The sequence below is a fragment of the Pseudomonas sp. Irchel 3E13 genome (assembly GCF_900187455.1).
GTDB lineage: Bacteria > Pseudomonadota > Gammaproteobacteria > Pseudomonadales > Pseudomonadaceae > Aquipseudomonas.
Map to the genome: position 1 here is coordinate 45,207 of NZ_FYDX01000017.1, position 13,044 is coordinate 58,250.

Consider the following 13,044-nt stretch of genomic DNA (forward strand, 5'->3'; position numbering starts at 1 on the left):
CTCTCCTCAAAACCGTCGCCGCCCATGCCCAATACTCCGCTGGCCAACCGCCCACACGACCATTCCCATTGCGTCCACACCGCCCTGGCCGAAGCCGATGCGCTGTGCGCGCGCCAAGGGGTGCGCCTGACCGCCCTGCGCCGTCGCGTGCTGGAGCTGGTCTGGCAAAGCCACAAGCCGCTGGGCGCCTACGACATCCTCGGCGTGCTCAGCGAGCAGGACGGCCGCCGCGCCGCGCCACCGACCGTCTATCGGGCGCTGGATTTCCTGCTGGAAAACAGCCTGGTCCACCGCATCGCCTCGCTCAACGCCTTCATCGGCTGCAACCACCCCGAGCACGCCCACCAGGGCCAGTTCCTGATCTGCCGCGAGTGCCACGTGGCGATCGAGCTGGAACAGGCCGCGATCAGCGATGCGATCATCGACAGCGCCAAGGATGTCGGCTTCAGCGTGGAAGCGCAGACCGTCGAAGTGGTCGGCCTCTGCGGCAACTGCCGGAGCGCCTGATGAGCAACGCCTTGATCCGCCTGCAGCAGGTGGGCGTCTCGTTTGCCGGGCAGACCATCCTCGACAGCATCGACCTGACCGTCGAGCCCGGCCAGATCGTCACCCTGATCGGCCCCAACGGCGCCGGCAAGACCACGCTGGTGCGCGCCGTGCTCGGCCTGCTCAAGCCCGGCAGCGGCAGCGTCTGGCGCAAGCCGAAGCTGCGTATCGGCTATATGCCGCAGAAACTCCAGGTGGACGCCACGCTACCGCTGTCGGTGCTGCGCTTCCTGCGTCTGGTGCCGGGTGTGGACCGCGCCGCCGCGATGAGCGCGCTGGAAGAAGTGGGCGCCGAACAGGTCATCGATAGCCCGATCCAGACCATCTCCGGCGGTGAAATGCAGCGCGTGCTGCTGGCCCGGGCGCTGCTGCGCGAACCCGAGCTGCTGGTGCTCGACGAGCCAGTGCAAGGCGTCGATGTCGCCGGCCAGGCCGAGCTGTACAGCCTGATCACCCGCCTGCGCGACCGCCATGGTTGCGGCGTGCTGATGGTGTCCCACGACCTGCACCTGGTGATGAGCACCACCGACCAGGTGGTCTGCCTCAACCGCCACGTCTGCTGTTCCGGGCATCCGGAGCAGGTCAGCGGCGACCCGGCGTTCGTCGAGCTGTTCGGCAAGAACGCGCCAAGCCTGGCCATCTATCACCACCATCACGACCACAGCCACGACCTGCATGGCTCGGTCGTCGCGCCCGCCAAGGGCGGACATGTTCACGGAGACAACTGCAAGCATGGCTGATTTCCTGCTTTACGCCCTGCTCGCGGGCCTGGCCCTGGCGCTGGTCGCCGGCCCACTTGGGTCGTTCGTGGTCTGGCGGCGCATGGCCTATTTCGGCGACACCCTGTCCCACGCCGCGCTGCTCGGCGTAGCCCTCGGCTTCATGCTCGACATCAGTCCGGCCCTGGCCGTCACCGTCGGCTGCCTGCTGCTGGCGCTGCTGCTGGTGACACTGCAACAACGCCAGCCACTCGCCTCGGACACGCTGCTGGGGATCCTCGCGCCCAGCACGCTGTCGCTGGGCCTGGTGGTGCTGAGCTTCATGCACGACGTGCGCATCGACCTGATGGCCTACCTGTTCGGCGACCTGCTGGCGATCAGCCCCGGCGACCTGGCCTGGATCCTCGGCGGCAGCGCCGCAGTGCTGCTGTTGATGGTCGTGTTGTGGCGGCCGCTGCTGGCGGTCACCGTGCACGAGGAACTGGCCCGGGTCGAAGGCCTGCCGGTCACCGGCCTGCGCCTGGCGCTGATGCTGCTGATCGCCGTGGTGATCGCCGTGGCGATGAAGATCGTCGGCGTGTTGCTGATCACCTCACTGCTGATCATTCCCGCCGCCGCGGCCCAGCGCCACGCCCGCTCGCCAGAGCAGATGGCCCTGGGCGCCAGCCTGCTGGGCGTGCTTGCGGTGTGCGGCGGACTGGCCATGTCGTGGTTCAAAGACACCCCGGCCGGCCCGTCGATCGTGGTCTGTGCCGCGGTGCTATTCTTGCTGAGCCTGGCCATTCCCAAGCGTTGACCGGCGTCCGGACGCCACCTGCGCGGCGGGCGTCCGGCAGCACGATTTACCCGCCAGCCTTCGAAGGAATGATGTTCGACGCCATGGACTGGGTGTAGACTTGCTCGTTTTTTGCGCAAATAGAGAGTCGTAGGAATGAAGCCGTTCGCGTCCCGTTATCTGCTCCTTGCCGCGTTTTCCCTGATCCTGACCGCTTGCGCCAGCAAGCCGGTCGAAAGCACCGTCGTGCCGGCCGCGCCGGATGCCTGGCAACAACTGCAACAAAGCATCGCCAGCAACGAACTGGCCACCGCCGAGGACCAGTTGGCAACCCTGCAAACCGAATCGCCCAACGACAGCCGCGTCGAGCAATACCAGCGGCAACTGGCCGAGGCCTACCTGCAACGCAGCCAGATCGTCCTGCAGAAAGGTGATGTGAATGCCGCCGCAACCGCTTTGGCGCGCGCTCGCGCACTGATGCCCAAAGCCCCGGCGCTGACTGGCGGCGTCAACGGCGCCATCGCCCAGGCACGCAAGGCCGAGCTGGACAAGGCCGAAGCCGCACTCAAGGCCGCCGAGGCCAAGCCCAAGGCCAAGCTGATCGACCCCACCGCGCCGAGCACGGTGATCGCCCTGGATATCCGCGAGATCGGCAAACTGCGTCGCCAGCTCGATGACATTGCCACCGACGTGGTCAATTATCAGTGCGACGTGCTTTTCCAGGTGCCGCGTACGGCCGATTACCCGTGGCTTTCGGGTTTACTGGCCAAGCGGGTGAACAAGCGCGATCCGGATTTCGAGTTGCAGGTGCGCAATGAAATCCACCGCAATCAGCCGGCGCAGGTGGTTCTGACTCCTCGTCGCAGCGAGTGATTTAAAGATCCCTCTTCGAATCTGGGGCCCTTTCGCGAGCAAGCTCGCTCCTACAGTTGGATCTGCAGAAGCGAGCTTGCCGGGCGCCGAACCGTCGCGAAGGGCTTAGGCCGGAATTGCCTTGGCCGCCGCCTCTCGCTCCCACACCCGATGCTTGCCGATCGCGGCAATGAACGCCTTGACCGTTTTGCCATCGCTGCCCGCAAGCAAACCGCTGTCGGCCTTGAGGTTGAGGCTGTCGAACCAGCCTTTCGCGGCCGCATCGCCCGCGACGGGTTTGAGGTGCTTGTAGGCTTCAAGAATGAAGTGCACCGCCACACCGTCGCCTTTCAGCGCATCCAGCACCGACTTGCCACTGGCGATCCATACCGCGTCGAAAATCACGGACGGCATGCCCTCCATCGACGCGTCCACCGCCAGCGGTTTGCCCGCGGAGGTCTTGACCGGCGCCGAGGTCGGGCCCAGCACCTTGATTTGCAGGCTTTCCGCTTCCAGCGCCTTGACCAGTTTGTCGGTTTCGGCGGCGTCGACACCGTCAGCCACCAGCAGCGCCACCTTGCGGCCCTTGATGCCTTCGCCCGGATGATTCATCTGGCTCAGCGCCGGCGAGGCCTTGAGCGATGAGTCAGGCGTATCCACGGTTCCGGCGGTCGGGGCCGGCAGGCCGAGGTTAGCGGCGACCTTCGCCGCCAGGTCCAGGTCGATATTGGCGAGGATTTCATTCACCTCGCGCACGCGGATGTGCTCGCGCTCGACCTTGCCCAACTCGAAGCTGTAGGCCGCGACGATATGCGCCTGCTCGTTCGGGCTCATGCTGTGGAAAAACAGCCGGGCCTGGGAGAAGTGATCGCCAAACGACTCGCTGCGCTGCCGGATTTTGTGCGCCTCGATGCGCTCCGGGTACGACTCGAAGCCGCCGTCACGCGGGCCTGGCGGGGTTTCCTTCGGCCAGCCGCCGTCGATGGAGTTGGGCTCGTAGGACGTACGCCCCTTGTCGATGGTGACGCGGTGCAGGGCGTCGCGCTGGCCATTGTGGTTCGGCGCCAGCGGGCGGTTGATCGGGATTTCGTGGAAGTTCGGCCCGCCCAGGCGGCTGATCTGGGTGTCGGTGTAGGAGAACAGCCGGCCCTGCAGCAGCGGGTCGTTACTGAAATCGATGCCCGGCACGATATGCCCAGGACAGAACGCCACCTGCTCGGTCTCGGCGAAGAAGTTGTCCGGGTTGCGGTTGAGCACCAGCCGGCCCAGCGGGGTTACCGGCACCAGTTCCTCGGGGATGATCTTGGTCGGGTCGAGCAGGTCGAATTCGAACTTGTGTTCGTCGGCCTCCGGCACGATCTGCACACCAAACTCCCATTCCGGGTAATTGCCGGTTTCGATCGCTTCCCAGAGGTCGCGGCGATGGTAGTCGGTGTCTTTGCCGGCGAGTTTCTGCGCTTCGTCCCAAAGCAGCGACAGCACGCCCTGCTTCGGCTTCCAGTGGAATTTGACGAAACTGGCCACACCCTCGGCGTTGACCAGGCGGAACGTGTGCACGCCGAAGCCTTCCATGGTTCGCAGGCTTTTCGGAATGGCCCGGTCAGACATGGCCCAAATCACCATGTGCGCCGACTCCGGCACCAGCGAGACGAAGTCCCAGAAGGTGTCGTGGGCCGAGCCGCCCGTGGGGATCTCGTTGTGCGGTTCAGGCTTCACGGCGTGGACGAAGTCGGGAAACTTGATCGCGTCCTGGATGAAGAACACCGGCATGTTGTTGCCAACCAGGTCGAAATTGCCCTCATCGGTGTAGAACTTCACGGCAAAACCGCGCACATCGCGCACGGTGTCGCCCGAGCCGCGAGGGCCCTGGACGGTGGAGAAACGGACGAACACCGGGGTGATCTTTTCCGGGTCTTGAAGAAAACCGGCCTTGGTCAGCGCGGCATGGTTCTCGTAGGACTGGAAAAAGCCATGGGCGCCGACACCCCGGGCATGGACGATGCGTTCCGGAATGCGTTCGTGGTCAAAATGCGTGATTTTCTCGCGCATGATGAAGTCTTCCAGCAGCGACGGCCCGCGGTCGCCTGCCTTGAGGCTGTTCTGGTTGTCGGCGACTTTCACGCCCTGGTTGGTGCGCAAGGCCTGGCCCGTGGCGTCGCTGCGCACCGTCTCGAGGCTCTGCAGCTTGGCGTTTGTGTTGGCCCGGTCGGGGGTGTCGACACCGGCGAGCTGGCTTTCCCGCGGCGGGTTCTTCTTGCTGGGCATGATCTGCTTTCCTCATCAGTCGTCAGGCGCCCTTCGCGGGCTTGTTCTGTTAGTGACTGGGGCGGCAAGCCAGGCGTTCCATCGGATGTGGCGACCACTGATCGCGTTATTCCCGCGACGTTGGTCCAATACGAAATAAATGCTAAGAACCTCTATACGAACAGGCTAAAATGCGCGACCGGCTAACCGCTGACCCCCTTTCCATGCGCCCCACAAGGTTCGCTACGTGATCGAGTTTCAACAAGTCCACAAGACCTACCGCGTCGCCGGTAGGGACATTCCCGCGCTGCACCCCACCAGCCTGAGCATCGACAACGGCCAGGTGTTCGGCCTGATCGGCCATTCCGGTGCCGGCAAAAGTACGCTGCTGCGCCTGATCAACCGTCTGGAAGCCCCGAGCGGCGGCAAGATCATCGTCGATGGCGAGGACGTGACCGCGTTCGACGCCAACGCCCTGCGCCGCTTCCGCCAGCAGGTCGGGATGATCTTCCAGCACTTCAACCTGCTCGCCTCCAAGACCGTGGCCGACAACGTCGCCCTGCCACTGACCCTGGCCGGCGAGCTGTCGCGCAAGGACATCGACGCGCGGGTCAGCGAGCTGCTGGCGCGGGTCGGGTTGTCCGAGCATGCGAAGAAATATCCGGCACAGTTGTCGGGCGGACAGAAGCAGCGCGTCGGCATCGCCCGCGCCCTGTCGACCCAGCCGAAGATCCTGCTGTGCGACGAAGCCACCAGCGCCCTCGACCCGCAGACCACCGCCTCGGTGCTGCAACTGCTGGCCGAGATCAACCGCGAGCTGAAACTGACCATCGTGCTGATCACCCATGAAATGGACGTGATCCGCCGTGTCTGCGACCAGGTTGCAGTGATGGACGCCGGCCGGATCGTCGAACAGGGCACGGTGACCGAGGTGTTCCTGCACCCGAAGCACCCGACCACCAAGCGCTTCGTCCAGGAAGACGAGCAAGTCGACGAAGCCGAACAGCGCGACGACTTCGCCCACGTACCGGGCCGCATCGTGCGCCTGACCTTCCAGGGCGACGCCACCTACGCGCCGCTGCTGGGCACCGTGGCCCGCGAGACGGGCGTGGACTACAGCATCCTTGCCGGGCGCATCGACCGCATCAAGGACACTCCGTATGGGCAACTGACCCTGGCCGTCACCGGCGGCGACATGGAAGCGGCGTTCGCCCGCTTCACCGCGGCTGACGTTCACATGGAGGTACTGCGCTGATGGACGCCCTGAGTTTCTTCGCCAACGTCGACTGGTCCGAGATCTGGCTGGCCACCGGCGACACCATGATCATGCTGTTCGGCTCGCTGCTGTTCACCGTGCTGCTGGGCTTGCCACTGGGCGTGCTGCTGTTCCTCTGCGGGCCGCGGCAGATGTTCGAACAGAAGGGCGTGTATGCGCTGCTGTCGTTGGTCGTCAACATCCTGCGCTCGCTGCCGTTCATCATCCTGCTGATCGTGATGATTCCGGTGACGGTGTTGATCACCGGCACCTCGCTGGGCGTGGCCGGGGCCATCCCGCCGCTGGTGGTCGGTGCCACGCCGTTCTTCGCGCGCCTGGTGGAAACCGCGCTGCGCGAGGTTGACCGCGGCATCATCGAGGCGACCCAGTCGATGGGCGCCACCACCCGCCAGATCATCGTCAATGCCCTGCTGCCGGAAGCGCGGCCGGGTATCTTCGCCGCCATCACCGTGACCGCCATCACCCTGGTGTCCTACACCGCGATGGCGGGTGTGGTCGGTGCCGGCGGTCTGGGTGACCTGGCCATCCGCTTTGGCTACCAGCGTTTCCAGACCGACGTGATGATCGTCACCGTGGTCCTGCTGCTGATCCTGGTTCAAGTTCTGCAGAGCGTCGGCGACAAACTGGTTGTGCATTTTTCCCGTAAGTAATGGGTCGGCGCTGCCGACACGCCGGGGGTCGTGATGGCCCCCTCAAGGAGTGATGGAATGAAGAAACTGCTTGCTGCTGTCGCCGCCTTCGCGGCCATCTCCGCCAATGCCGCGGAAACCCTGAGCGTCGCGGCGACCGCCGTGCCGCACGCCGAAATCCTCGAATTCGTGAAGCCGACCCTGGCCAAAGAAGGCGTGGACCTGAAAGTGAAGGTGTTCACTGACTACATCCAGCCGAACGTGCAGGTGGCCGAAAAGCGCCTGGACGCCAACTTCTTCCAGCACCAGCCGTACCTGGATGAGTTCAACAAGGGCAAGGGCACCAATCTGGTGAGCATTGCCGGCGTGCACCTGGAGCCACTGGGCGCCTACTCGAGCAAGTTCAAGAAGCTGGACGAAATCCCGTCGGGCGCCAACGTGGTCATCCCGAACGACGCCACCAACGGCGGCCGCGCGCTGCTGCTGCTGCAGAAGGCTGGCCTGATCAAGCTGAAAGACGCGGCCAACATCCTGTCCACGCCGAAAGACATCGCCGAAAACCCGAAAGACCTGAAGATCCGCGAACTGGAAGCCGCCACCCTGCCGCGCGTGCTGACCCAGGTCGACCTGGCGCTGATCAACACCAACTACGCGCTGGAAGCCAAGCTGAACCCGGAGAAAGACGCGCTGATCATCGAAGGCAGCGACTCGCCTTACGTGAACATCCTGGTTGCCCGTCCGGACAACAAAGACTCCGACGCGCTGAAGAAACTGGTCGGTGCGCTGCACTCGCCTGAGGTGAAGCAGTTCATCCTCGAGAAGTACAAGGGCGCGGTTATTCCGGCGTTCTGATCTATCTGCATCGCGAGCGAGCTCGCTCCTACAGGTTCTCTGTAGGCGCGAGCTTGTCAGGGCACCGAACCGTCGCGATGGCCCGCCTCAATCCCGCTTCACCAACCCCGGCAATTGCGCTACCAGCTTCTGGTTGTTGAACGGCGCCCGTATAAAGCCCCGCTGCGCGCCATCCGGTCCGATCACCGCGAGGTTGCCGCTGTGATCCACGGTGTACCCCTCCTTGCTGGTATCCGCCGGAATGAACGGGATGCTCAAGGCATTTGCAAGTTTCTGCGTCGCTTCCAGCGAGCCGGTCAGGCCGCGGAAATCCTTGTCGAAATAACCCAGGTATTGCTTGAGCTGCGCCGGCGTATCGCGGTTCGGGTCGACGCTGACCAGCACCACCTGCATCCGCTCCACCGCCTCTTTCGGCAGTTCACTCTTCACCTGCCGCAATTGCGCCAGGGTCGTCGGGCAGATGTCCGGGCAGAAGGTGTAGCCGAAGAACACCAGCGACCACTTGCCCTTCAACTGGTCCACGCGCACCGGCTGGCCGTTTTCGTCGCTCATTTCAAGCTCCGGCACCGCGCGGCTCTGCGGCAGCAGGATGATGCCGGCGTCGATCAGCTCGGCCGGGTTGCCCTGGCTGCGACCGTTGAGCACTTTGTTGATGGTAAGCCCGAGAATCAATGCGACCAGGGCGACGAGGATAAAGACGGTTTTCTGGGTTCGAGTCATAGATTCAGTAGTAGGTAGTGGTCTACGAGCAGCGCGATAAACAGCAGGAACAAGTACCAGACAGAGTACTTGAAGGTCTTGATCGCAGCGTGCGGCCGAACGCCACGGTACAACACCCAGGCCCACTGCAGGAAGCGCGCCCCCAGCAGCACGGCGCAGGCCAGGTAAAGCGGCCCACTCATATGGATGGCATACGGCAGCAGGCTCACCGCCAGCAATACGCAGGTGTAAAGCAGGATGTGCACCTTGGTGTAGTGCTCGCCGTGGGTCACCGGCAACATCGGGATGTCGGCCTTGGCGTATTCGGCCTTGCGGTGGATGGCCAGGGCCCAAAAGTGCGGCGGGGTCCAGGCGAAGATGATCAGCACCAGCAGCAGCGGCTCGGCGCTCAGATGCCCGCTTACCGCCACCCAGCCCAACAGCGGCGGGGCCGCGCCGGCCAGTCCGCCGATCACGATGTTCTGCGGTGTCGCGCGCTTGAGAAAGCCGGTGTAGATCACCGCGTAACCCAGCAACGAGGCCAGGGTCAGCCAGGCCGTGAGGGCGTTGGTGAAGGTCAGCAGCAGGGTCAGGCCGACCAGCGCCAGCAGCAGCGCGAACAGCATCGCCGGCAGCGGCGCGACCCGGCCTTCGGCCAGCGGTCGTTTGTGGGTGCGGGCCATCAGCGCGTCGATCCGCCGGTCCACCACGTGGTTCACCGCCGCCGCCGCGCCGGCGCAACAGCCGATGCCCAGGTTGCCGAACAGCAGCACGGTCCAGGGCACCCCGGCGCGCGTCGCGAGGAACATGCCCACCAGCGAGGTGATGAGCATCAGCACCACCACCTTGGGTTTGGTCAGTTCCAGATAGTCACGCCAGCCGGCCTGGCTCTGGCTTTCGGTCAGAAGCGCTGCCATGGATTGTCTCCCAGATAATGAAGGTCACCCGCAAGCCTGAGCGGGGTAAGCCGCCAGCCCGGGCTGACGCGGCGCGCCCGTGGCTGCATGGCCAGGCGGGTGCGGTAATTGACCAGCACCATGGTCAGCAGCAACCCGGCGCCGCCGGCGTTGTGCGCGACCGCCACGGCCAGCGGCAGGTGGAACACCACGTTGCTGATGCCCAGGCCGATTTGCACGAACAGCGCCGCCAGCACCAGCTTGGCCAGGCGCCGCAAGCCGACGCGGTGCAGTTGCCAGGCCAGCGCCAACGCCACGCAAGTGACCAGCATCGCGCCGAGCCGGTGGGTGATGTGAATGGCGGTGCGGGCCTCGCTGTCGAGCTGGCCGCCCAGGTAGTTGGGGCCGATGTGCTGGGTGAGGTGGAAGCCGTTGGCGAAGTCCGCCTCCGGCCACCATTGCCCGTGGCACGTTGGCAGGTCGATGCAGGCCACCGCCGCGTAGTTGGCGCTGACCCAGCCACCCAGGGCAATCTGCCCGATCACCAGCAACAGCGCCGCGGCGGCCAGTCGGCGCACTCGTCGCGGCAAGCCGGGCAGCGGCATATAGGCGCGGGACAGGCGCAAGCTGAGCAGGAACAGCAGGCTCAAGGTGGCAAAGCCGCCAAGCAGGTGCGCCGTCACCACCTGCGGCCAGAGTTGCAGGGTCACGGTCCACATGCCGAACGCCGCCTGCACCAGCACCACCCCGAGCACGATCAGTGGCAGGCGATAGGGCTGGCCGTCATGCCCATGGCGGCGCAGCGCCTGCACCGCGAGCATGGCGATCACCAGGGCCAGGGTGCCGGCGAAATAGCGGTGGACCATCTCGTTGCGGCCCTTGTGCGCTTCCACCGGCGAGTCGGGGAAGTTCAGCTCGGCGTGGGCCAGTTGCGCTTCGGTCTTGGGCACGCTGATGAAGCCGTAGCAGCCCGGCCAGTCCGGGCAGCCGAGGCCGGCGTGGGTGAGGCGGGTGTAGGCGCCGAGCAGCACCACCAGCAGCGCCAGCCCGGTGGCGAACACAGCGAGACGATATCCAGGTCGGGTCATGACGTGCTCCTAACCGATGTTGGACAGTTTGAGCAGGTGGCGCAGGTCGTTGAGCACATCCTTGCCCTTGACCCGTGCGTCGTAGCGCAACACCAGGTTGCCGTGAGGATCGACGATCCACAGTTGCGCCTCGTCGCGGTTGGGAATGGTCGCGCCATAGCGCGTCGGGTCCAGTGCGTAGCGCTGCAATTGCGGGTATTCGCGCTCGACCCGCGCCAGGTACTCGCCGCTCAGCGGTTCCGTGCTGGCCAGGGCGTGGCTGGCGCGGCCGGCGTCGCGGGCCAGGCCGATGTTGATCTGGCGGGCCAGGTAGACCAGTTGCTGGCAGTCCACCGCGCACTCCTTCGGCGTGGTGACCAGCAACTGCCAGCGCTGGTCGTCGGACTGCACGCCAAGGTCGGCCAGGCTCTGGCCATTGCCGATCATCTCGCCGTGGTAGCTGCGGCCTTCCGGCACCCAGAACTGCAGTTTGTACATGCCGGTGGCGAGCAGCATCGGCCCCACCACCACCAGCAAAATCAGGATGAGCTGCAAACGCCCCCAGGCCCGGCCGCGTGGCGCCTTGCCTTCAGACATGTCGAGTGGACCCGTGGCGACTCCCATGCTGTTGCTCCTTTTTATTGTTTTGATGCCAACCGAAATAGAGGAAGAGAACGATCAGGGCCAGCGCCAGGGCGAACCACTGCACGGCGTACCCCAGGTGTTTTTCCGGCCCGAGGGCGACCACCGGCCAGTCCACCCGGAAACTGCCGGGCCCCGGTTCCAGGCGCAGCTCATGGGCGTAGCCCTCGCGGGCGAGTTGAGTCCAGAGGTGGCTGGCGTCGATGCTGTTGAGCAGTCGCGGCCAGTCGCCGTCCGGCGCATCGGCGCGCAGCAGGAAGCTGGCGCCCGGCGCGATATAGACCCAGGCGGTGAGGTTCAGGGTGTGCTGCGGCGTGTCGAAGGCCACCGGCACGCGCCGGTCGGGCCAGGGCAGCCAGCCGCGATTGACCAGCCACCAGCGCTGGCTCGGCTCATCGAAGAACGGTTGCAGCAGTTCGACGCCGGCGTGGCCATCGCGCATGCGGCTGTCCAGCAGCAGGCTGTGCTGGGCATCGAATTGACCGCGAAGGTGCACGCGGCGATAGGCGGGATCGACTTCATCGAGCAGGCGTTCGCCGGCCACCGGCTGGGCAATTTCGCGCTCGGCATAGACCTCCAGCAGCGCCCGCTTTTCCTCGGCGCGACCGAGCTGCCAGACGCCCAGGCCGATCAGCACCGGCAGCAGCATCAGCACCACCAGGGTCGGCACCACGCCAGGGCGAAAGGGCCTCATCGGGGCCCCGCTATACTCAAAGTCATCACATCCCCCGGAGTTTTCGCCATGCTCAAAGCCGCGATCGTTGTGTTGTTGCTGGCGACTGTCGTCAGCCTGTTCAGCGGCCTGGTGTTTCTGGTCAAGGACGACGGAAACTCGACCCGTCTGCTCAAGGCCCTGACCGTACGGGTCAGTCTGGCCGCCCTCACCCTCGGCCTGATCACCTGGGGTTTCTACAGCGGCCAACTGGTTTCCCACGCCCCTTGGTAAGGCCTCCCGTCACAGCACGTAAACGAAGATAAACAGCCCGACCCAGACCACATCGACGAAGTGCCAGTACCAACTGGCCGCTTCGAAACCGAAGTGTTTGTCGGCGTTGAAATGCCCTTTCAACACCCGCATCAGCATCACGAAGAGAATCAGGGTGCCCATGGTCACGTGGGCGCCGTGGAAGCCGGTGAGCATGAAGAAGGTCGCGCCGTAGATGCCCGAACCCAGGGTCAGCCCCAGCTTGGTGTAAGCCTCGTGGTACTCGTAGGCCTGGAGAATGAGGAAGGCGACCCCGAGCGCGACGGTCAACGCCAGCCAGAATTTCAGCGGGCCGCGATGGTCCTTGCGCAGGGCGTGGTGGGCGATGGTGATGGTCACGCTGGAGCTGACCAGTAGGATGGTGTTGATCAGCGGCAGGTGCCACGGGTCGATCACTTCCTTGGGCGGCGGGAACAGTTTCGGGTCCGGCGTGTGCAGCAGCGGCCAGGTGAACTCGAAGTTCGGCCACAACATGTGCGCCACGCCCTTGGCGCCTTCACCGCCGAGCCACGGCCCGGCCAGGTGGCGCACGTAAAACAGCGCACCGAAGAAGGCGATGAAGAACATCACCTCGGAAAAGATGAACCACGACATGCCCCAGCGGAACGAGCGGTCCATCTGCGGGCTGTAAAGTCCGGCGCGGCTTTCCTTGATCACCGCGCCGAACCAGCCGAACAGCATGTAGGCCAGGCATAGCGCGCCGACGAAGAAGATCAGCGGACCGTGGGAGTCGCGCCCGGCCTTGAGGTCGTTGAACCAGGTGCCGAGGCCGAACACCGTGATGAACATGCCGACCGTGGCGATGATCGGCCATTTGCTTTGCGCCGGTACGTAGTAATGCTCGTGAGAGGCCATGAATTGT

General features: G+C 64.8%; 15 protein-coding genes. 8 read left to right on the forward strand and 7 right to left on the reverse strand.

The window, feature by feature from the left end; translation table 11 throughout:
- The first annotated feature begins 24 nt into the window (after positions 1-24).
- From zur to CKW37_RS25925, 4 genes are all read left to right on the forward strand, one after another.
- The gene (gene zur, locus CKW37_RS25910) at positions 25-507 is read left to right on the forward strand and encodes a zinc uptake transcriptional repressor Zur (RefSeq protein ID WP_095159050.1); all 483 of its coding nucleotides are present in this window, start codon (positions 25-27) and stop codon (positions 505-507) included.
- Positions 507-1,286: a zinc ABC transporter ATP-binding protein ZnuC gene (gene znuC / locus CKW37_RS25915; protein ID WP_095159051.1), complete on the forward strand. Its 780-nt coding sequence runs from the start codon at positions 507-509 to the stop codon at positions 1,284-1,286. The genes zur and znuC overlap by 1 nt, the downstream gene beginning before the upstream one ends.
- Entirely contained in the window at positions 1,279-2,061 is a 783-nt protein-coding gene (gene znuB, locus CKW37_RS25920) for a zinc ABC transporter permease subunit ZnuB (RefSeq protein WP_095159052.1), read from the forward strand. Before znuC ends, znuB begins: the two co-directional genes overlap by 8 nt.
- A gap of 135 nt (positions 2,062-2,196) precedes the next feature.
- Positions 2,197-2,913, forward strand: coding sequence for a PA5502 family lipoprotein (locus tag CKW37_RS25925; RefSeq protein ID WP_095159053.1), 717 nt, complete (start codon positions 2,197-2,199; stop codon positions 2,911-2,913).
- 105 nt (positions 2,914-3,018) lie between these two features.
- Here the strand turns inward: CKW37_RS25925 and katE are convergent, their stop codons facing one another.
- Positions 3,019-5,157 (reverse strand): catalase HPII, encoded by a 2,139-nt coding sequence (gene katE / locus CKW37_RS25930; protein WP_095159054.1) that lies wholly within the window; start codon positions 5,155-5,157, stop codon positions 3,019-3,021.
- Positions 5,158-5,383: 226 nt separating this feature from the next.
- On the opposite strand from katE, the gene CKW37_RS25935 reads away from it, so the two are divergent.
- From CKW37_RS25935 to CKW37_RS25945, 3 genes are read left to right on the forward strand one after another with little or no spacing between them, the layout of a single operon-like run.
- The gene (locus CKW37_RS25935) at positions 5,384-6,391 is read left to right on the forward strand and encodes a methionine ABC transporter ATP-binding protein (RefSeq protein WP_095159055.1); all 1,008 of its coding nucleotides are present in this window, start codon (positions 5,384-5,386) and stop codon (positions 6,389-6,391) included.
- Positions 6,391-7,062: a methionine ABC transporter permease gene (locus CKW37_RS25940; RefSeq protein WP_095159056.1), complete on the forward strand. Its 672-nt coding sequence runs from the start codon at positions 6,391-6,393 to the stop codon at positions 7,060-7,062. The genes CKW37_RS25935 and CKW37_RS25940 overlap by 1 nt, the downstream gene beginning before the upstream one ends.
- A 57-nt stretch (positions 7,063-7,119) precedes the next feature.
- Positions 7,120-7,893: a MetQ/NlpA family ABC transporter substrate-binding protein gene (locus CKW37_RS25945; protein WP_095159057.1), complete on the forward strand. Its 774-nt coding sequence runs from the start codon at positions 7,120-7,122 to the stop codon at positions 7,891-7,893.
- An 87-nt stretch (positions 7,894-7,980) separates the two neighbouring features.
- Here CKW37_RS25945 and CKW37_RS25950 read toward each other — a convergent pair whose 3' ends face one another.
- From CKW37_RS25950 to CKW37_RS25970, 5 genes are read right to left on the reverse strand one after another with little or no spacing between them, the layout of a single operon-like run.
- Positions 7,981-8,613 (reverse strand): SCO family protein, encoded by a 633-nt coding sequence (locus CKW37_RS25950; protein ID WP_095159058.1) that lies wholly within the window; start codon positions 8,611-8,613, stop codon positions 7,981-7,983.
- On the reverse strand, positions 8,610-9,509 hold the full coding sequence (gene cyoE, locus CKW37_RS25955) for a heme o synthase (RefSeq protein WP_095159059.1): 900 nt from the start codon (positions 9,507-9,509) through the stop codon (positions 8,610-8,612). The genes CKW37_RS25950 and cyoE overlap by 4 nt, the downstream gene beginning before the upstream one ends.
- Positions 9,494-10,576: a heme A synthase gene (locus CKW37_RS25960; RefSeq protein ID WP_095159060.1), complete on the reverse strand. Its 1,083-nt coding sequence runs from the start codon at positions 10,574-10,576 to the stop codon at positions 9,494-9,496. The genes cyoE and CKW37_RS25960 overlap by 16 nt, the downstream gene beginning before the upstream one ends.
- Before the next feature lie 9 nt (positions 10,577-10,585).
- Positions 10,586-11,179 (reverse strand): hypothetical protein, encoded by a 594-nt coding sequence (locus CKW37_RS25965; protein ID WP_177454483.1) that lies wholly within the window; start codon positions 11,177-11,179, stop codon positions 10,586-10,588.
- Positions 11,145-11,891, reverse strand: coding sequence for an SURF1 family protein (locus tag CKW37_RS25970; protein WP_095159062.1), 747 nt, complete (start codon positions 11,889-11,891; stop codon positions 11,145-11,147). Before CKW37_RS25970 ends, CKW37_RS25965 begins: the two co-directional genes overlap by 35 nt.
- A 48-nt stretch (positions 11,892-11,939) precedes the next feature.
- Between CKW37_RS25970 and CKW37_RS25975 the strand changes: the two genes are divergently transcribed.
- Positions 11,940-12,143, forward strand: a complete 204-nt coding sequence (locus CKW37_RS25975) for a twin transmembrane helix small protein (RefSeq protein WP_095159063.1) — start codon at positions 11,940-11,942, stop codon at positions 12,141-12,143.
- 9 nt (positions 12,144-12,152) lie between these two features.
- Here CKW37_RS25975 and CKW37_RS25980 read toward each other — a convergent pair whose 3' ends face one another.
- Positions 12,153-13,037, reverse strand: a complete 885-nt coding sequence (locus tag CKW37_RS25980) for a cytochrome c oxidase subunit 3 (protein WP_095159064.1) — start codon at positions 13,035-13,037, stop codon at positions 12,153-12,155.
- Positions 13,038-13,044: the final 7 nt, after the last annotated feature.